The sequence below is a fragment of the Sinorhizobium terangae genome (assembly GCF_029714365.1).
Taxonomy (GTDB): domain Bacteria; phylum Pseudomonadota; class Alphaproteobacteria; order Rhizobiales; family Rhizobiaceae; genus Sinorhizobium; species Sinorhizobium terangae.
In genome coordinates, this window is sequence record NZ_CP121659.1 from 3,899,147 (window position 1) to 3,918,261 (window position 19,115).

The 19,115-nt window shown below is 63.6% G+C and carries 19 protein-coding genes; 4 read left to right on the plus strand and 15 right to left on the minus strand.

The window, feature by feature from the left end; all coding sequences use genetic code 11:
* Position 1 precedes the first annotated feature (1 nt).
* Positions 2-877: an EamA family transporter gene (locus QA637_RS18345; protein ID WP_283062675.1), complete on the plus strand. Its 876-nt coding sequence runs from the start codon at positions 2-4 to the stop codon at positions 875-877.
* A gap of 182 nt (positions 878-1,059) precedes the next feature.
* Here the strand turns inward: QA637_RS18345 and QA637_RS18350 are convergent, their stop codons facing one another.
* Positions 1,060-2,316, minus strand: coding sequence for an aminopeptidase (locus tag QA637_RS18350; RefSeq protein WP_283062676.1), 1,257 nt, complete (start codon positions 2,314-2,316; stop codon positions 1,060-1,062).
* Between the two features lie 151 nt (positions 2,317-2,467).
* Positions 2,468-3,154 carry a glutathione S-transferase family protein gene (locus QA637_RS18355; protein ID WP_283062678.1) on the minus strand — a complete coding sequence of 229 codons (687 nt, stop codon included), beginning with the start codon at positions 3,152-3,154 and terminating at the stop codon, positions 2,468-2,470.
* Positions 3,155-3,241: 87 nt separating this feature from the next.
* Between QA637_RS18355 and QA637_RS18360 the strand changes: the two genes are divergently transcribed.
* Complete coding sequence (locus tag QA637_RS18360) at positions 3,242-3,691, plus strand: MarR family winged helix-turn-helix transcriptional regulator (protein ID WP_283062680.1); 450 nt, start codon at positions 3,242-3,244, stop codon at positions 3,689-3,691.
* Positions 3,692-3,701: 10 nt separating this feature from the next.
* On the opposite strand, the gene ybaK is transcribed toward QA637_RS18360, so the two are convergent.
* From ybaK to tatA, 4 genes are all read right to left on the minus strand, one after another.
* Positions 3,702-4,175: a Cys-tRNA(Pro) deacylase gene (gene ybaK, locus QA637_RS18365; RefSeq protein ID WP_283062682.1), complete on the minus strand. Its 474-nt coding sequence runs from the start codon at positions 4,173-4,175 to the stop codon at positions 3,702-3,704.
* A gap of 10 nt (positions 4,176-4,185) precedes the next feature.
* Positions 4,186-4,536 (minus strand): ArsC family reductase, encoded by a 351-nt coding sequence (locus QA637_RS18370; protein WP_153442526.1) that lies wholly within the window; start codon positions 4,534-4,536, stop codon positions 4,186-4,188.
* An 80-nt stretch (positions 4,537-4,616) separates the two neighbouring features.
* The gene (locus QA637_RS18375; protein ID WP_283062684.1) at positions 4,617-5,252 is read right to left on the minus strand and encodes a YitT family protein; all 636 of its coding nucleotides are present in this window, start codon (positions 5,250-5,252) and stop codon (positions 4,617-4,619) included.
* Positions 5,253-5,266: 14 nt separating this feature from the next.
* On the minus strand, positions 5,267-6,436 hold the full coding sequence (gene tatA / locus QA637_RS18380) for a tyrosine aminotransferase (RefSeq protein WP_283062686.1): 1,170 nt from the start codon (positions 6,434-6,436) through the stop codon (positions 5,267-5,269).
* Between the two features lie 218 nt (positions 6,437-6,654).
* Between tatA and QA637_RS18385 the strand changes: the two genes are divergently transcribed.
* Positions 6,655-7,125 (plus strand): Lrp/AsnC family transcriptional regulator, encoded by a 471-nt coding sequence (locus QA637_RS18385; RefSeq protein WP_153442529.1) that lies wholly within the window; start codon positions 6,655-6,657, stop codon positions 7,123-7,125.
* A gap of 22 nt (positions 7,126-7,147) precedes the next feature.
* Here QA637_RS18385 and QA637_RS18390 read toward each other — a convergent pair whose 3' ends face one another.
* The 4 genes from QA637_RS18390 to QA637_RS18405 form a co-directional block, all read right to left on the minus strand.
* Entirely contained in the window at positions 7,148-8,209 is a 1,062-nt protein-coding gene (locus QA637_RS18390; protein WP_283062687.1) for a M14 family metallopeptidase, read from the minus strand.
* A gap of 454 nt (positions 8,210-8,663) precedes the next feature.
* On the minus strand, positions 8,664-10,226 hold the full coding sequence (gene guaA / locus QA637_RS18395; protein WP_153442531.1) for a glutamine-hydrolyzing GMP synthase: 1,563 nt from the start codon (positions 10,224-10,226) through the stop codon (positions 8,664-8,666).
* Between the two features lie 90 nt (positions 10,227-10,316).
* Positions 10,317-10,955 (minus strand): 5'-methylthioadenosine/S-adenosylhomocysteine nucleosidase, encoded by a 639-nt coding sequence (locus QA637_RS18400; protein WP_153442532.1) that lies wholly within the window; start codon positions 10,953-10,955, stop codon positions 10,317-10,319.
* Positions 10,952-11,338 (minus strand): PaaI family thioesterase, encoded by a 387-nt coding sequence (locus QA637_RS18405; protein WP_428843137.1) that lies wholly within the window; start codon positions 11,336-11,338, stop codon positions 10,952-10,954. The genes QA637_RS18400 and QA637_RS18405 overlap by 4 nt, the downstream gene beginning before the upstream one ends.
* 284 nt (positions 11,339-11,622) lie before the next feature.
* Here QA637_RS18405 and QA637_RS18410 point away from each other — a divergent pair, with 284 nt between their 5' ends.
* Positions 11,623-12,177 carry a GNAT family N-acetyltransferase gene (locus QA637_RS18410; RefSeq protein WP_167528399.1) on the plus strand — a complete coding sequence of 185 codons (555 nt, stop codon included), beginning with the start codon at positions 11,623-11,625 and terminating at the stop codon, positions 12,175-12,177.
* A 14-nt stretch (positions 12,178-12,191) separates the two neighbouring features.
* On the opposite strand, the gene QA637_RS18415 is transcribed toward QA637_RS18410, so the two are convergent.
* The 5 genes from QA637_RS18415 to QA637_RS18435 all read right to left on the minus strand — a co-directional run bounded on the left by QA637_RS18415 (position 12,192) and on the right by QA637_RS18435 (position 19,007).
* A complete protein-coding gene (locus QA637_RS18415; RefSeq protein WP_283065001.1) occupies positions 12,192-13,232 on the minus strand; it encodes a DUF1513 domain-containing protein in 1,041 nt (346 codons plus the stop codon).
* Positions 13,233-13,501: 269 nt separating this feature from the next.
* On the minus strand, positions 13,502-14,491 hold the full coding sequence (locus QA637_RS18420) for a magnesium transporter CorA family protein (protein ID WP_283062690.1): 990 nt from the start codon (positions 14,489-14,491) through the stop codon (positions 13,502-13,504).
* 231 nt (positions 14,492-14,722) lie between these two features.
* Complete coding sequence (locus QA637_RS18425) at positions 14,723-15,850, minus strand: imelysin family protein (protein WP_283062691.1); 1,128 nt, start codon at positions 15,848-15,850, stop codon at positions 14,723-14,725.
* The gene (locus QA637_RS18430) at positions 15,850-17,400 is read right to left on the minus strand and encodes a di-heme oxidoreductase family protein (RefSeq protein WP_428843113.1); all 1,551 of its coding nucleotides are present in this window, start codon (positions 17,398-17,400) and stop codon (positions 15,850-15,852) included. The genes QA637_RS18425 and QA637_RS18430 overlap by 1 nt, the downstream gene beginning before the upstream one ends.
* Positions 17,401-17,726: 326 nt before the next feature.
* Positions 17,727-19,007, minus strand: coding sequence for an imelysin family protein (locus tag QA637_RS18435; RefSeq protein WP_283062695.1), 1,281 nt, complete (start codon positions 19,005-19,007; stop codon positions 17,727-17,729).
* Positions 19,008-19,115: the final 108 nt, after the last annotated feature.

The window sequence follows — 19,115 nt, forward strand, 5'->3', positions numbered from 1 at the left end:
CATGACCACACGCAACTTCGACATCGGCCTGACGGCCGTAGCCCCCGCCATTTGGGGCAGCACCTATCTCGTCACGACGGAATTCCTGCCCCCCGGCTACCCGATCACCGTCGCGATGCTGAGGGCTCTCCCGGCGGGGTTGCTCCTGCTGCTCCTCGTCCGGCAAATGCCGAAGGGCATCTGGTGGCTGCGCAGCTTTCTGTTGGGGGCGCTCAACTTCTCGTTCTTCCAGACGATGCTCTTCGTCTCCGCCTATCGCCTGCCCGGCGGCGTCGCCGCGACCGTCGGCGCCATCCAGCCACTGATCGTCGTCGTCTTGTCGCGGATCATTCTCGGCTCCCCGATCAGGGTCTTGAGCATCGTGGCTGGGGTCGCGGGCATGGTCGGCGTGGCATTGCTGGTGCTGACGCCGGCAGCCACTCTCGACCGAGTGGGTGTTGCAGCCGGCCTCGCGGGCGCCGTCTCCATGGCCTTCGGTACGGTGCTCACCCGCCATTGGGCACCGCCCGTCTCGCCGCTGACCTTCACCGCCTGGCAACTGGCCGCCGGCGGCTTCCTGCTGGCGCCGGTGGCGCTGATTTTCGAGCCGGCCTTGCCGCCGCTCACCGCCGCAAACCTCATGGGTTTTGCCTATCTCGGCCTGATCGGCGCCGCATTCACCTACCTGCTCTGGTTCCGCGGCCTGTCACGGCTGGAGCCATCCCAAGTCTCGCCGCTCGGTTTCCTGAGCCCCGTCGTGGCGATATTGCTTGGCTGGGGCGTGCTCGATCAGCAACTGACGGCCCTGCAGGTGTTCGGGATCATCGTCGTGTTCGTGAGTGTCTGGATGAGCCAGCAGGCACAGATGCGTCGTCGTGCAGCGCCCGTCCGGGCGTAGTGGGATGCGGCACGAATCGCAAGAGTAGGGCGGATTTGCCCCTCTCCTCGCAAGCGGGGAGAGGGACTTGGGCGACGCCACGGCCACCTTCGCCCCGCTTGCGGGGAGAAGGTGGCCGGTAGGCCGGATGAGGGGCTGGCCGGCAGGCGGATGAGGGGGCGGATGCTCGGGCGGAAGACCGATCAGGCCCACTCGCCCTTCCGCATGACCGGCACGCGGCTGCCATCCGCCCGTACGCCGTTGATATCGACCTTGTCGGAGCCGATCATCCAGTCGATGTGGATCAGGCTCGAATTGCCGCCCTGCGCCCGGATCTGTTCCTGGCTGAGGTTGGCGCCATCGAGGAAGCACTTCGAGTAGCATTGGCCAAGCGCGATGTGGCAGGAGGCATTTTCATCGAAGAGGGTGTTGTAGAAGAGGATGCCGCTCGCCGAGATCGGCGAGGAATGCGGCACCAGCGCCACTTCGCCGAGCCGGCGCGCGCCTTCGTCGGTATCGAGAACCTTCTTCAGCACCTCTTCGCCGCGCGAGGCCTTGGCCTCGACGATCCGGCCGCCTTCGAAGCGCACCTGGATATCGTCGATCAGCGTACCCTGGTGGGAGAGCGGCTTGGTGCTCGAGACGTGTCCCTCGACGCGGAGCGCATGCGGTGTCGTGAACACCTCTTCGGTTGGGATGTTCGGGTTGCAGGTGATGCCGTTCTTGGCGGTCGAGGCACCGCCGTGCCATTCGTGGCCATCCGCAAGTCCGACAGTCAGGTCGGTACCCGGGCCGGAGAAATGCAGCGCGGCGAAGCGCTCGCCGTTCAGCCATGCGGAGCGCCTGCTGAGATTGGCGTTGTGCTCCTTCCAGGCGGCGATCGGGTCGTCGATGTCGACGCGGGAGGCGGCAAAGATGGCATTCGCAAGCTTCTCGACGGCGACCGTCTCAGGATCGTCCGGAAACATCTGCTTCGCCCAGGACGGGTTCGGATAGGAGACGATGTTCCAGTTGATGTCGAAGTTGGAGATTTTTTCGAGCGCCGGCTTGTAGGCGATCGAGTTCGCCTTGTTGGCCCGCGCGACCTTCGCCGGATCCTGAGCTGAAAGCATCATCGGGTTGTCGCCGGCAATGGCGAGCCGCGCGGCGCCGCCTGCATAGGCCTTGGCCATGCCTTCGTAGAGCCAGTCGCTTGCGCGATCAAAGCTCTCGTCCGGTGCATGGGCGTAGCGGGCAAGAGTGGTCTCCTCATCGGAATAGAACGTCGTCACCAGGCCCGCGCCGGCAACATAGGCGTGCTTGGTGATGAGGCGGACGAGCGGCAGCGCCGCGATCGGCGCGGTCACCACGAGATCCTGGCCCCTCTGGAGTTGCAAGCCGACCTTGACGGCGACCTCCGCGAGCTTTTCGAGTTTTACGGGATCGACGGGATTCCTTGCGGATTGAAGGGGGGCGTTCATCGCGGCTCCTGCTGTCCTCTCGCGCCGTTCCCGACGATGGACGCTGCCGGTGGAAACGAGCGCATGGCTTTTGCGTGCCGTCGCCGCCTTGCACGTCGGGGACGCGCGCGGTCGAGCGGTGCGCTCGTTTTAGACCGGTTCAAGCCGCATGTCACGCGGCGGCGCGCCTTGAGCGAAGAAGCGCCGCGTCATGTTTCTCGAGAAACGCCATCAATCGCTCGGGATAGTCCTGGGTTACCGCCGCCTTCACGCTTGCCCTTGCGGCAAGCGCCTTCCGCCAGGCGATGACGCGCGGCAGTCCGTCGAATATGCCCATGTCCGAAATCGTGTCGAACACGTCGAAATAGCGGAAGATGGGCGCGAAGACGGCGTCGACCAGGCTGAAGTCGGCGCCCGCGAAATAAGGGCCGTCGCCGAGCTCTGCTTCGACGGTCGCAAATTTCGTCCGGAGCACGCCACGCTTGGTTTCGAGCACGTCGGCGTCCTGGGTGGTTTCATAGGTCCAGAGGTCGGAAAGAATCGCCGATCCGAATTCCATCCATCCGCGATGGCGCGCCCGGGTCAGCGGGTCGGCCGGGTGCAGTTTCGCTCCCGGCTGGGTCTCCTCCAGGTATTCGCAGATCACTGTGCTTTCGAAGAGGATCGCTTCGCCGCCGTCCTGCGGGATGCGGAGCAGGGGCACCTTGCCGAGCGGCGAGATTTTCAGGAACCAGTCCGGTTTGTTGGCGAGATCGATATAGACGCGTTCGAACGGCACGCCTTTTTCGGCGAGCGCGATCGCGGCGCGCTGGACGTATGGGCAGAGATGGTGGCTGATCAGGGTCAGTGGCGCGGTCATCGATATTCTCCCTGTTTTGGGGCAATGTAGATGCAACTGCATATATATCGACTTGCAAAATCAGTCAAGATGGATGTAATTGCATCTATGAATGAAAGATCAGCAGACTACGAGCCGACATTGGCGGCCACGCGGGCGTGGGTCGCGCTTATGCGCGCACAGCGGCGCGTGCTTTCGGCGATCGAGAAGGATTTCAAGGAGGCAGGCCTGCCTCCGCTTGGCTGGTACGATGTGCTTTGGGAACTGGTGCGCGCCGAAGCCGGCAGGCTCAGGCCATTCGAGATCGAGGCCCGCACGCTGCTTGCCCAATACAACCTCTCGCGCCTGATCGATCGGCTGGAAAAGGAAGGCCTGGTGCGCCGGGAAGCCTTCGACGAGGACGCGCGAGGCTGTTGGGTCGTCGTGACCGAGACGGGCCGTCAGATGCGGGCCCGCATGTGGCAAACCTATGCACGCTCGATCGAAAGGCATGTCGGCGCAAAGTTCGGCGAGGATGAGGCGGGCAAGCTCGCCGAACTGCTTTCGCGGCTGGCCTGAGACGGCCGGATCAGGCTATCAGCGGAGCAGCGATCGCCTTCAGGGCCGCCTGCGCATCCTTTGGCGCGAGCCGCACCTGCAGACCACGCTGGCCGCCATTGATATAGACAAGCGTTTCGGCAAGCGCTGCCTCCTCGATCGCGGTCGGAACGATCTTCTTCTGGCCGAAGGGGCTGATGCCGCCGACATGGTAGCCGGTCAGGCGCTCGGCGTCGCCGGGTTTCATCATGTTGGCCGATTTGCCGCCAAAGGCGGTCGCCAGTTTTTTCATGCTGACTTCCTTATCGGAAGGCACGATGCAGCAGACCGGCTTGCCATCGACCTCGGCCATCAGCGTCTTCAGCACGCGGGAAGGATCCTCTCCGAGCGCCTCGGCCGCCTGCAGGCCGACGCGCTCGGCGCCGGGGTCGTAGTCGTAGCTGTGCACGGTGAAAGAAACGCCGGCTTTGGCGAGCGTCTGCGTGGCGCGGGTCGTCTTGGACATCCCCTGCCTCTTACGCGCCGAACCGGGCTTCGTAGAGCTCCGGCTTGAAGCCGATCATGAGCTTGCCGTCGGCATCGAGCACCGGGCGTTTGATCATCGACGGCTGCTTGAGCATGAGCGCGATGGCCTTTTCAGCCGTCATGTCCTGCTTGTCCTCCTCCGGCAGATTGCGGAAGGTCGTGCCCGAGCGATTGAGCACCGTTTCCCAGCCGAATTCGTCGCACCAGCGCTGAAGATGCGCCCGGTCAATCCCTTCTTGCTTGTAGTCGTGGAACCGGTAGGCGACGCCGTGGTCTTCGAGCCAGCTGCGCGCCTTCTTCATCGTATCGCAGTTCTTGATTCCGTAGATCGTAACCGTCATGCCGAATCTCTTCCCGTCTCTACCAATGCGGGCAACAAATAGCGGGGCGACGCCTCGGAGAAAAGCCCGGAAGCGCCCGCTCAGGTTACGCCGACATAACGGCCGGGCTTGTGGTTGATCGCGAGGATCATGTTGACGACAGAAGCGCCAACGATCGAGAGCACGAGGTTCGCCGGCGGCAACACGAAGAAGGCGGCTGCCAGGATCGCCAGATCGACGGCAAGCTGGAAATAGCCGGCGCGGATCCCCCATTTCTCCTGCAGATAGATCGCCACGATGTTGATGCCGCCGAGACCGGTGCGGTGTCGGAAGAGGACGAGCAGACCCATTCCCATCAACCCGCCGCCGACAACGGCGGCGTAGATCGGATCTACGTGCGCGAACTCCACCCACCGCGCCGTCAGGCGGCAAAACAGCGAGACAAGGCTGACGGCGAGAAACGTGCGCAACGCGAACGGCCAGCCAAGCCGCCGGACGGCAAGAACGTAAAAGGGCAGGTTGACGAGCGAGAAGACCAGCCAGAATCCGGCACCGGTTGCGTATTGCAGAAGCAGGGCGAGGCCGGCCGTGCTGCCGGTCAAAAGCACCGCCTTGCTGTAGATCACCACGCCGAGCGAGACGATAAGCGTGCCGGTCAGGATGGCAAGCGCATCCTCGTAAAGCCTGTGGCGCTCGGTGGGCGCAACGGCAATGCTTCCCTCTCCGTCGACCTCCATCCCCGCTGTCTCCCTCAGAGGCTCGTGAAATTGCCGACGACGCCGGCGACTTCCGCCGTTTTCAGCCCGGCAATGTTGATGCGGCCCGATGTCGGCATGTAGATGCCATGCTCGCTTCTAAGCCGCAGCACCTCCGCTTCCGAGAGCGGCAGCATCGAGAACATGCCCTCCTGAGCGGCGATCGCGCCGAGCGCCTGCCAGCGGGTTCTCAGTCCTTCCGCAAGCGCCCGGCGGATGCCGGTCATGCGCAGGCGCATCGCCTCCAGCTCCTCCGCCCAGCTGCGTGCGAGGTCCTTGTCCGAGAGGATCGTGCGCACGACGGCAGCGCCATGATCCGGCGGCATGGAATAGCTGGTGCGGGCGAGCCCGGCGAGATTGGACCGCACGGTGTCGGCGGAGCTCGCCGAGGCGGTGAGCGCGTAGATGGCGCCGGTGCGTTCGCGGTAGAGGCCGAAGGATTTCGAGCAGGAAACGGCGACGAGCGCTTCTGGGACTACGCCGATGAGATGCCTCAGGCCTGCAACGTCTTCGTTGAGGCCGCGGCCGAAGCCCTGATAGGCGAGATCGACCAGCGGCAGGAGCCCACGCTCCGCGACAAGCGCGGCGATTTCCAGCCACTGCGCTTCTGTCAGCGCGCCGCCGGTCGGGTTGTGGCAGCTTGCATGCAGCAGGACGGCGTCACCGGCCGCCGCACCCTCGAGCGCGCTGATGACATTGTCGAAGAGCACCGCCTGCGACGGAATGTCGAAGAACTCGTAGCTTGCCGTTTCGAGGCCCGCCGCCTTGAAGATTGCCGCATGGTTCGGCCAGCTCGGCAGGCCGAGCCAGATCCGCCGGCCGCCCACGCGGTGGATCAGGTCGGCCGCGAGCCTGAGCGCGCCCGAGCCGCCCGGCGTCTGCACGCTTGCGATATGGCTCCGTTCGACCGTATCGCCGCCGACAAGCGTCCAGAGATGGTCTAGGAACACATGGTCCCCTTCAGGCCCGACATAGGCCTTGGTGTCCTGCGTCTCCAGCAGCCGCTTCTCCGCCGCTTTCACGGCCCGGAAGATCGGCGTGTGGCCGGTTTCGTCACGGTAGACGCCGACGCCAAGGTCCACCTTGCCGGGGCGCGCGTCGTTTCGGTAGAGGCCGATCAGGGCCAGCAACGGGTCGTCGGGTTGACGGGCGAGAGCATCGAACATGCCGGGTTCCCTCTGGTGCTAACAATTGGGGCATAGTTGTTTTGGGCAGGCGGAAAGGCAAGCCGCATGCGCGACTTGTCTGCAACCTCTGTAAGATAGTCTGAACGCAAATTCGACGCATAATTTGCCGCAAGTTCCAAGATCGCTTATATGTTTTTGCGCAGGTCGGCCAGATTTCTCTGCGGATTTGCTCGGTTATGGAGTTGAGCGAGTTTGCGATGGAGCGCGGAAAAACGGAACTGGATGCGATCGACCGGCGGATCATCCGCCTGCTCGTCGAAGACGCATCGAGAAGCAACAACGAACTGGCGGAAAAGGTCGGCCTCTCGCCGGCGCCACTGTCGCGACGGCTGGCGCGCCTCTATTCGGCAGGCATCATCCGCCAAACGGTTGTGGTGGACCCACAGGCAGCCGGCATCGGCTTCCAGGCCTTTGTCGAGGTGACGCTGGAGCGCACCGCGAGCAAAGTGGGGCAGCGGTTCATCGAGTTGGTCTCGCGCATGCCGGAAGTGGTCGAATGCCACACGGTTGCCGGCGATTTCGATTTCCTGCTGAAGATCGCCGTCAGCGATGTTGCGGATTACAAGCGCCTGCTCTGGAGCGAGTTCGAGCAGATCGCCGAAATCAAGACGCTCCGCTCGACCATCCTTCTCGACAGTCCGAAAATGCAAGCTGGTGCCACGCCGTAGGTGGTAAGGGCATCTCAGAGGATCAGGCCTCCAGCGTGCCCGGCTTGCGCACCGCTCGCGAAGGCTCCTCGCAGGCAATCTTCATCAGGTCCGACCTACGGCGTGCGAAGCGGGTGGAGACCCGGGTGACGATCAGCCCGTCCTGCGGCGCCCGGACCTCGATCGCGCCTTCCGGAGTACCGGGCTTGGCAAGGATCGTCGCGAGCAGTTCTCCTGCATGGACGCTTTCACCGATATCGCGATGGAAGAGGATCGCGCCGGCTGCGGGTGCGCGGATCATCTCGATGTTGTCGAGTGGCACGGCCTTGCCGGAGAAGGCCGGAACATCGGTGCGTGCCCCGAAAACCACGCCGCGGGCGAGAAGAAACTGCCAGACGCCGTCGGCATCCTTGCTTGCGGTTGCCGGATAGACGTCACGCGTACCGCGCAGCTCCACGGTTACGGAAAGCCGGCCGGGCAGGGACGTTTTCTTCCGGCTCTTGTCCTCGTTTTTCCAGGCATGGCCGACCGCTTCTTCGAAAGCGGAGCTTTCGCCATCGGAGAGAAACACGGCTTTCATATCGAGCGCAGCAGCGAGGTCCGCGGCTTCCGGCCAGAAGGCCTCGTTGATATAGGCATATTGCAGCCCCTCGTCGTCGCAGTGGAGGTCGAGCACCAGCTCGGCGCCAAGCGCCATGTGGAGCAGCTGCCGCTTCAGTCGGTCGGTCGCCGAGTACCGGTCGAGATCCTCGAGCAGGCCGTCGCGTTCGCCAAGGGAAATCAGCGGGAAGTCACGGTTGAAATTGGTGCGGGAGCCGAGATCGAAGCGACCTTGCAACTCGCCGAAATGCGACTGCGCCGAACCGATCGGATTTGCTTGCGGAACGACCGTGATATCGCCGAGGATCGCGCCTTCGGCATCCGCCCGGCGCAGCTTCTCCAGAAGGAAATGCGAGAGCGCCGTGCCCGGCAGTTCGTTCGCATGAAGCGCCGCCTGGATATAGGTTCGCGGTGCTTCCCGTTTCGTCCCCTTGAACCGGAACACCGGCAGCCGCCATTCGACGCCCGGCGTATCGCCGGCGATGATGATGTCCGTAATTTCCACTTTTGCTGTCCCTCGATAGGCGATCCGTCGGAATGTGGTTTATGGGACTTTGAAGTGCTCAGCGCAACCGGGGAACCTCCTTCCACAGCGGCTTTGTGACCGAGTCGATCACGGCAATTGCCTTAACCTCCGGGAACGTCATCCAGGCGCGAGTGATGATATCCACCGCCAGGCGGTAGTCGCACTGGCGCTTGAGCTGGCAGCGGTTCTGGCTATCGATTTCGGCGCGCCGCAGCTACTTGCTCCCTCATGAAACGCGGGGTCAGATGATCCCCCACGGGGTAGCATCCTGTCTACTAAATGATTCCTTAAATCGGAATCGATTTAAGGATAAAATCACGCAGCAAATCAAAGTGCTACAGCGACCTTTGCGCGTCCGATTGGACGCGCGGCGCTGTAGTGCGCGACGCGACAAGCTGGATTGATGATCGATGCGGCGACGTGGAGAGTGGGATCACTCCCACTCGATCGTGCCCGGCGGTTTCGAGGTCACGTCGTAGACGACGCGGTTGATGCCGCGGACCTCGTTGATGATGCGCGTTGCCGCGCGGCCGAGGAATTCCATGTCGTAGTGGTAGAAATCGGCGGTCATGCCGTCGACGGAGGTGACGGCGCGGAGCGCACAGACGAATTCGTAGGTGCGTCCGTCGCCCATGACGCCGACCGTCTGCACCGGCAGGAGCACGGCGAAGGCCTGCCAGATCGCGTCGTAGAGGCCCGCCTTGCGGATCTCATCGAGATAGATCGCGTCCGCCTCGCGCAGGATTTCAAGCTTCTCGCGGGTGATGCCGCCGGGGCAGCGGATCGCAAGACCGGGTCCGGGGAAGGGATGGCGGCCAATGAAGCTGTCGGGCAGGCCGAGCTCGCGACCGAGCACGCGCACTTCGTCCTTGAAGAGTTCGCGCAGCGGCTCGACGAGCTGCATGTTCATGCGCTCCGGCAGGCCGCCGACATTGTGATGTGACTTGATCGTCACCGACGGGCCGCCGGTGAAGGAAACGCTTTCGATTACGTCCGGATAGAGCGTGCCCTGGGCCAGGAAATCGGCGCCGCCGAGCTTCTTTGCTTCTTCCTCGAACACCTCGATGAAGAGACGGCCGATGATCTTGCGCTTGGTCTCCGGATCGCTGACACCTTCGAGCTCGCCGATGAAGCGGTCGGAGGCATCGATGTGCAGCAGGTGGAGGTTGTAGTGTTCCTTGAACATGGCGACGACATTCGCCGCCTCGTCCTTGCGCATCAGGCCATGGTCGACGAGGATGCAGGTGAGCTGGTCGCCGACAGCCTCGTGGATGAGAAGGGCTGCTACGGAGGAATCGACACCACCGGAAAGCGCGCAGATCACCTTCTTGTCGCCGACCTGTTCACGGATCGCCTCTACCGCCTTGGCGCGATAGGCCGACATGGTCCAGTCGCTCTTGATGCCGGCGATCTTGTGCACGAAGTTGGCGATCAGCTTGGCGCCGTCCGGCGTGTGAACCACTTCCGGATGGAACTGCACCGCATAATATTTGCGCTTCTCATCGGCGATGAAGGCGAAGGGCGCATTCGACGAGGTCGCGACGACCTCGAAACCGTCCGGGATCATGGTGACGCGGTCGCCGTGCGACATCCAGACCTGATGGCGCGAGCCGACCGACCAGAGACCGTCGAAGAGGGCGCATTCCTTCTCGACCTCCAGGAAGGCGCGGCCGAATTCGCGGTGATGACCGCCTTCCACCTTGCCGCCGAGCTGGGCGCACATGGTCTGCTGGCCATAGCAGATGCCGAAGACCGGCAAGCCGCTGTCGAAGATCACCGATGGCGCGCGGGGGGATCCGATCTCGAGCGTCGAAGCCGGGCTGCCGGACAGGATCACCGCCTTCGGCTTCAGCCGCTTGAAGCCTTCCTCGGCCGACTGGAACGGCACGATTTCGCAATAGACGCCGGATTCGCGCACGCGCCGGGCGATGAGCTGGGTCACCTGGCTGCCGAAGTCAACAATGAGAACGGTGTCGGGATGGGCTGTCTCAGTCATAGCGGGCCTTCAAGCTTGATCATGGCGAGCCTTTAATGAAAGCCCGCCCTTGGCGCAACGATTACATTGCACCCCGACAATTTAGGACTTTCAGAGCCTGATTTCACCGGTTCCTAGTGCTGCCTCCAGCCGGTCGATCGCGGCGGCGAGCTTCTCGTCGATCACATGGAGATATTCCTTCCAGTCGTCGACATGCTTCAATTCCGCCTTGCCGTCCGAAATGCCGCGCAGGCCGATCAGCGGCAGCCCGAAGGACTGGCAGGCGCGCAGGACCGCGAAGGTCTCCATCTCGACCATGTCTGCGTCGATGCCGTCATAGGCCTTTCCCGAGACGATGTTGGCGCCGGTCGAAAGCCGGGCCTCCTTCACGCCCGGGATGCGCAACGGCAGTTTGACGACCGCGGGAAGATCGAGGAACGGCGTCGCCCCCTTCTCGAAACCGAGTACGGACGCGTCCATGTCGCGATAGCCGACAGACGTCGCCTGGTAGACTTCGGTCTGTTCGAGGGTGGCGGACCCGGCCGAGCCGAGCGAGACGACGAGATCGGGCAGGCTGTCGGCTGCATCGAGTTTGGCGAGCGCCCTCGTCAAGGTGACGGCGGCTTCGACGGGGCCGACCCCGGTCATCAGCGGCGCGATGCGGGTGCGCAGGCTGGGCCCGTATTCGGCATCGACCGCCATCACGTAGAGGATCGTCTTGCCTGCCACGGACTTCAGTTCAAAGCTCATCCCTCGATCCCTTCGCGTCCGCGCACCACCATCATCGTTCCCGTCATCGAGGCGATCAGCTTTGCCGGCCCGTCCGGCCGGATGGCATAGGCCCGCCCGTCCGAAACCATGATCGTCGTGCCGGGCTTCGTCACCTCGCCGCGGAAAAGGAAGCGGTCGCCGCGGCCGGGCGAAAGCAGGTTTACCTTGAACTCGATGGTCAGCAGCGACGCGTCGGGGTCGATTACGGAATAGGCGGCATAGGTGCCGGCAGCGTCGAGCGCGGCGGAAATCACGCCGGCATGCAGCAGGCCGTGCTGCTGCGTCAGCTTGGGATCGAAGGGCAGCTCGATCTCGACCGTGCCCGGTTCGATGCGTGTCAGCTCCGCGCCGATGGTGTGCATGGCCGCCTGGCGGTCGAAGCTTTCCCGGATGCGGGCGTGAAAATCATGCGGCTCGTCGTCGATCAATAGAAAAGGCCTTTCCGAGGGCGGGGCCGAGCGCCCGCTTCGGGCCGACAGTGGCATGCGAGTGGAGGCAGGACAAGCGCGGGCGAGGTGGAAAATCGCCACGCTCGGACGCCACCAGGCCCGATACGCGGTACACGAACCACATCCGGGGCGAAATATGCGCCGATTGGACTGCGCGCTTGCTTTCGCGAACCCCGGCTGATCCTTATATGTCTACGATGAGGAACTTCAGACGCATTGAAATCCGACCGGCCGAGCCTGACGATGTCCTGATGATGGCATCGGTGCTCGTCGAAACCTGGCGGTCGACGTTTCGGGGCATCATCTCCGACGCGTATCTCGATGCGATGACGGTCGAGGATCACGCGATCCGGCATGCGCGGCGAATGCGTGCCGCGGCCGCTTTCCATTTGGTCGCTGCCGATATGACCTCGAAGAAGGTAATCGGCCTGGCGAGTTACGGGCGAGCACGGGGAATGCCACCGGCCTTCGATCGCGAACTCTACACGCTCTACCTGCTGGAGGAGTTCCAGGGCGCCGGCATCGGCTCCGCGCTGGTACGCACGATTGCGCGGCATTGCCGGGACACGGGCGCCTCGTCGCTTTTTGCCTGGGTGCTGGCGGGCAATCCGAACCGTGCGTTTTATGAACGGCTCGGTGCGCGTGTCGTCGGGCGAGGGCGCGTCAGCGTCGGCGGCGAAAGCTATGATCAGGTCGCCTATCGCTGGGACGATCTCGCGACGCTTTCAGGCGTCGGATATGCCGCGATGTGACGTAGCCTCCACCTCTACCCCAACCTGACGATATGCTGGTCCCAGGCAACGGCGCTTTTGCGGACGTTGAAGTGGCCATCATAGGAGGAGACGGCGAAGCCGTGTTCGGCCGCGGCGACGCCTGCGGCCTTCGCGATGAACTTCTCATTCAAGACGGCGCCTGTGCGCGCATCGAGCGTGACGGCGACGTTCCCCTTCGGCGATGTCAGTCCGACGAGCCCTTCGCGACGGTTGACGGCGATGGCGCCGACATAGTTGGCGAGCGCCTCAGTCGTTCGCTCGGGAAGGGGGATAAAGGCAAGGTCCTCACCTCGCGAGAAATGGCCGACGAGCGGGGGCAGGTCGTTGCGCGGCCCTTCGTATTGGCAGGCGAACCAGATCTTTCCGTCGGTTCCGATGTCCACATGCCGCGTTGATAGCCGGCTAAGCTCCCTCGGCAGCACATGCTTTTCGATGAGCGCCCCCGTGACTGTGTCGACCAGTGTCAGGCTCGGCTCCATATGGTCGAGATTGAGCTTGGTGCGGCCGAAGTCCGGATGGGTCTCGATGCCGCCATTGGCGATCGCGAGCGTCCGCCGGTCGGCCGCAAGGGTCATGTCATGCGGCCCGATGCCGTAGGTCGGAAATTCGCCGATCCGGGCAAATCCCCTCGTGCCGTCGTAAATACCGATCATGCCGCGATTGGCGGAAAAGTCGTTCTCGGTCGCATAGAGCATGCGGCCATCGGCGGAGAAGCAGCCGTGGCCGAAGAAGTGTCGGCCTTCAGCGGCTGTAATCACGACGGGTTCGGCGGCGCCATTGGTCGAAAGGACCATCGCGTAGGTGCCAGGCCGGCGGGCAAAGGCGACGGCGCGCCGGCTTTCCGGGGAGAAGGCCATGCCATGCGCCCGCGCCGGCAGCAGCGTCCGGTCTATGATCTGGCCCTCGTCCGTCAGGGTCGCGACGCCGTAGCTTCCGTCCGGCGCCATGAAGGCCGAGGCGAAGACGGCGTCGGCTCTTTCAAGCGCGAAAGCGCTACGCGGGGTAAGCGTCGCCAGCCAGGCGGCGCCCGCCATTTTGACGAAGCTGCGCCGATCGATGAGGTTCCTGGCATTGATATGATTTTGCTGGCGGAGGCGCTTTCCCGTGGCAAGCCCCTCCCCAGCCCCTCCCGACAAGGGCGAGGGACTCGCCTCCGTGACCCGCTCAATCCCAGCTCCGACGTCCGAATGCCCGGGAATGTTGAGATTGAACGAAGCCGGCGCAGCGTCGTAAGTCCCTCCCCCTTGTGGGGAGGGGTTGGGGAGGGGTTGTGCGGGAAAAGTCCGGGAAGAGTGCGCCATCGTCACAGCCACCCTCTCTGTTTGAAATAGAGATAGGGCAACAGCGCCGAAAGCACCATCATGCCGAGAGCATAGGGATAGCCGAGGTCCCAGAACAGTTCCGGCATCGACTGAAAGTTCATGCCGTAGATCGAGGCGACCAGCGTCGGCGGCAGGAACACGACCGCTGCCACCGAGAAGATCTTGATGATCTGGTTCTGTTCGAGATTGATGAGGCCGAGCGTCGCGTCGAGCAGGAAGTTGATCTTGTTCGACAGGAACAGCGCGTGATCGCCGAGCGAGGTTGCGTCGCGCTGGATCAGCTTGATCCGCTGCCGGCTCTCCTTGGCTGCCTTGCGCTGTCCGTTGCCCTCGATCGCCACGTGGTAGGCGACGAGCCTGCCGACGCTCACCAGACTTTCACGAATGATCGTCAAGAGGTCACCCTTCTGGCCGATCTGCTCGATCAGCGACTGCAGGTTGCGCGTCTTCTTGGTGGCGTTGGCGTGCGACTTACGGAAAACTTCGCGCGAGATCGCATCGACCTCGTTGCCGGCGCGCTCCAGCGCATCCGCCGTGCGATCGATCATCGCCTCGAGCAGCCCCAGCATCACCATTTCCCCGGTTTCGCACGCCGCCCCGTTCGGCCTCTGGATGCGGGTCGCATAGACCTGGAACGGCTTCGGATCGGCGTGGCGCACCGTGACGAGACTCGGTCCCTTGAGAATGAACGTCACCGGCACTTTTGTCGGATTGTCGCTGTCGAGTTTCGCCACGGCGGTCATCGTCATGAACTCGGCGCCGTCCTCCTGGTAGAGGCGGTCTGAAAGCTCGATTTCCTGCATCTCGTCCCGTGTCGGGATGGCGATCGCCAGCCTCTCTTCGACCAGCCGGGTTTCCTCGGCGGAGGGACTGAAGAGGTCGAACCAGATCACCGGTTCCTGGGATGCCAGGCCGTTGAGGAGGTCGACGGGCGCGAGATGGTTGTTCTGGCCTTTGTAGATGCGCAGCATTTGGGGCTCCATGGGGCGAGTCATCCGACCGCCCGGAGCCCTGATCAATCAGGATCGGACGGCCGTGAGCGTGAAGGCTCGACTTCGACTGTCGGGGTTCATTCCGGTTGATCCTTGCTAGGTGAAACATGCCCGCGACAGCGGACACGACTTGCGCTTTGCGCCCAAAAGGGCGGCTTGTCAACCGCTGGCCGGCGGGGCCCCTTCACGTTGCCGTGTCAACGTGCAATGTCAATCGCCGTCGGCAAAGGAAAAGCCGGCGCCAAGGCCGATGGCGCCCCCGAATTCGCGATTGAAGCGATCGAGGAGATCAGCGGTGTTGAGCGCGATGAAGTCGAGCGTGGCACGCTGGTTCTCGTCCGCAAGCGCCGCGTCGATCGGTCCCTCGATGCGGTCCGCGGCGCGGATCAGCGCCTTGAAGAGGAAATTGATCGAACCGGCGATCGAGCGGCTGTCGGCTGGAAGCAGGCTCTCCATGCCGGCCGTATCGAAGAGCATCTGCAGGGCCCGCAGATTCGCGGAAATGGCGGCCATCGTATTGACTGAGCGCCAGTAGATGGCGAGCCTTGGACGGCCCTTGTCGGGCTTTCCATCGAGCGTGCCGGTGTAAAAGGGCCGCAGCCGCTGGTCCTTCACCATCTCGACGCTGTGGACGAGAATGCCGAGGAGCTCGGTTGCGGCCTCCCTGCTGTCGCGGAAGAGCGGATTGTCGGGACCGGGCTTCTTCCAGGCGGCCTGGATTCCATCCGGCCTTTGCCATTCGGCGAGGATCTCGCCCGCGATCGCCTTCAGGTTCTCCGATATCGCGACGCCGTAGCGGCAGCGAAAGGCGCCGTCCTTCCCGGCAAGCGTTTCTGCCCCGGTGCCGTAGAGTACGTATTCGAGCGCGCCGAGGCCTTGGACAGCGACGCTTTTTTTCTTGAGGCTTTCTACCTGCGTTGCGCTTTCGTCTTCTTTCGCAAGAATCGCCTGCACCTGCTTGAGGCCGGTGCTCTTGCGGTCGGGATAAAACAGGAAGCGCTCGAAGCGGTTCTGTTCGAGGGCCGGGCCGAGGCGGATGATCTCGATCGCCGACCATCTCCGCACGACGCCCGAAAAGGCCGAGCGGGCAGCCTCGAGCGCCGCTGCCGAGGGCGCCTCGCAAAGCGCGGCGCTCGTTTCCGCAAGGCCGACCGTCGCTTCCGCGAGACCGCGATAGCCGGGGACGATGAAGCCGTCCACGGCTTTTGCCATGACGCCCGGCACGGCGGCCTCGTCGACGACGCGCGGCGACAGCGCTCCACCTTCTTGCGCGGCCGTCGGGATGGCGGTGGCCGCAAACAGGAGGACGGCCAGTGTTAGGGGAAGGCTCGGGCGCATCAGAGTGACTCCAGGAATGTGATCAGGGCTTTTCGGTCGTCCTTCGGCAGGGCGGCAAAGGCGTTGCGAGCCTTTTCCGCCTCACCGCCGTGCCAAAGGACGGCCTCGGTAAGATTACGGGCGCGGCCATCGTGAAGGAAGAAGGTGTGGCCGCTGACGGTTTGCGTCAGTCCGATCCCCCAGAGCGGCGGCGTGCGCCACTCTCGGCCATTGGCGACGCCGACTTGTTGGCCGTCTGCGAGACCTTCACCCATGTCGTGCAGCAGGAAATCCGAATAGGGCCAGATCAACTGGAACGTCTGCTCCTTGTGCGATGCATCGCGCCGGGTCACGAATTTGGGCGCATGGCAGGCCACGCAGCCGGATTCGTAGAAGAGCCGCTTGCCCCTCAAGGTTTCCGGAAAGCTTGCCTTTCGGCGGGCGGGCACGGCCAGGTTGGAGGCGTAGAAGGTGACCAGCCCAAGCACCGGATCGGGTGCTTCGACGGGGCCGAGCCGTTCCTGAACGCCGGTCGGAAGCGCCTGGCAGCCGGTCTGCGCCTCGGTGCAATCGCCATGGCTGCGATCGTTGTCGGGGTTGGATATGCCGATGTCGATGGCGAAGGCGTCGGCGGCTTGTTGTCGGAGCGTCGGGCTTTGGGCCTTCCAGCCGAAGCGGCCAAGCGTTACGGTTCCGGTTTTGGCATCGCGGACCAGCGCGGGCCGCCCGCTGATGCCGTCCCTGTCGCGGTCCTCCGGATCTGCGCGCGCGAAAATGTCGGCCTCGTGGATCGCCTCGATCAGGCCGAGACCGATCATCAGGGAGGCGACGCGCGGCGAAAGCGTCGTTGTCGGATCGAGCGGGCCATAGCCGAGGCCGGCGACCGTGTAATGCGGCTTCCGCAGAAAAGCCGTCTCGCCGTCCGCAAGCCTCACCTGCTCTTCCTTATAGGTGATCTTTACGCGCCCTTCGGCTGCAAGCCCCGGCACGGCACTGTCCTGGAGTTGCGCACCGTAAACAGGATCGGGAAAATTGAGCGCGGCATGGGCGGCGACCATCTCCCGTTCGGCGTCATCGCGCGGCGCACGCGCAAAGCGATAGAACATCGATGTTGAGCCGGACCCGCCTTCCGGCGGTCGGCCGCGTCCGTCGCGGGGATGACAGCTCTCGCAGGAACGGGCGTTGTAGAGCGGGCCGAGCCCGTCGGAGGCCTGCGTGGAGGAGGGGGATGAAACCCAGAGCTTCTCGAAGAGCGCCTTGCCGAGCTTGAAGTTCTGCTCGGCCTCAAAGGGAAGGTTCGCCGAAAACTGGGAGAAGACTTGCCGGTCGGCCGGCGCGATTGTCGTTGCGGCGCCGGCGGAAAGGGCCTCGAACTGTTCGGCCTTGAAGAAATCCGTCGTTGGTCGGGTGACGGTCAGCACGCGTTCGCGGTCGTGCTCGGAAAGGTCCTGGCGCGCAGGGCGAGGCGAGATCTGGTTGTTTGCCACCTGTCCGGCGCTGCACCCCCCTCTGCCCTGCCGGGCATCTCCCCCACAAGGGGGGAGATCGGCAAGGGGCGATGTCCCGCTCAATCCACTAACCTGGGCGTGTGCCGTTGAATTCGACCCCGGCCCCTGCGCGCTTACTGTCGGGCAAGGCTTTGCTTCCGGCCAATCTCCCCCCTTGTGGAGGAGATGCCCGGCAGGGCAGAGGGGGGTATCGACGCCGCCTTTCCCGATTTCAGCCTTTGGTATCCCTCGGGGTTCCGCTTTGACGACGAGGCCGGGACCGTCGCCCGTCGCCGCTGCTGTTGCGGTGACGCTGATGAGCGCGGCGATGGGCAGCGCGAAGAGGCGGGAGGTCACATGCATTGGACTTGGGCCGGGCCGCACCTTTTCGGAGCGGCCCGCCTTTCGGCTCATTGGAAGACGGCGCTAGGATTATCCAGGCTGTCGGAACCTTCAAGCTCGATCGTGCCGAGATCGAGTGAGGCGATGACGCGTTCGACGGTCTTCGCCTGCGCGATCAGGCCGTCGATCGCGGCCTGGACGGTGGCGTTACCCTCCGCATTGCCTTCGCCGATCATCTGGTCATAGGCCTCGACCGTTTCGGCGCGCTTCGCCATCGCCTGCATCTTTTCGACCGTGGCGGCAAGGTTGTCCTTCAGCTCCTTGTCCAGCGCCGCATCCTTCGCGGCAACGAGTTCGGAAATCGAGGGACCGGTGAGCTTCGTGCCGTCGACACGGGTATATTCGCCGGTATAGGCGGACTGGATGCCGATCGCGTCATGGAGATGCGAGTTGTGCGTGTTGTCCGAGAAGCAATCGTGCTCTTCTTCCGGATCATGCAGCAGCAGGCCGAGCTTCATGCGCTCGCCCGCGAGTTCCCCGTAGGAAAGCGAGCCCATGCCGGTGAGGATGGTGGCGAGGCCGGCCTTGGGATCGGCTTCCACCGCCTTGGCGGCGGCGCCATCCGGCGTCCAGTTGGCGACCATCTCCTTGAGGTCGGAAACGAGCAAACTGGTGGCTGCCTTCAGGTAGGCGGCTCGGCGATCGCAGTTGCCGTTCGTGCAGGCCTTGGTATCGAAGTCGGTATAGGAGCGGTTGCCGGCGCCCGGGCCTGTGCCGTTCAGGTCCTGTCCCCAGAGCAGGAATTCGATCGCATGGTAGCCGGTCGCAACGTTCGCCTCGATGCCGCCTGCTTCCTGCAGCGTCCCGGACAGGAATTCCGGCGTGATGTTCGTCGCGTCGACGTCATTGCCGTCGATCTTGATCGACTTGTTGGCGATCACATTGGCAACGAAAAGAGCGTTCTCGTCGCTTTCGGTGCCATAGCTCTGGTCGACATAGTCGATCAGACCTTCGTCGAGCGGCCAAGCGTTCACCTTGCCTTCCCACTCATCGACGATCGCGTTGCCGAAACGATAGACCTCGGTTTCCTGATAGGGGTTGCGCGCCTTGAGCCAGGCGTCACGCGCGGCCTTCAAGGTCTCTTCGCTCGGGCTTGCGATCAGCGCGTCAACCGCCTTGTCGAGGGCTTCGGCCGTCGTCAGGGCATCTTCGTATTTGGCGTGTGCAACGGCAGCATAGTGCTTGACCACCTGAGCGGCGTCGGTGGCGGCATTCGCCGGTTGCAAAGCCAGCGCAGACGTTGCCGTCATGAGCGCCAGCGCGGCGGCGCGGATGCAATTCTTGGTCATGACCCTCTCCTTGGCTTGTTCCAGGGCCGAGCAGACGCCTCGAGACCCGTTGAAGCGGCTTTGTCATGGACCAAAAGTAAACTTGTGTCAAAGTGTATAGTTTAGAAT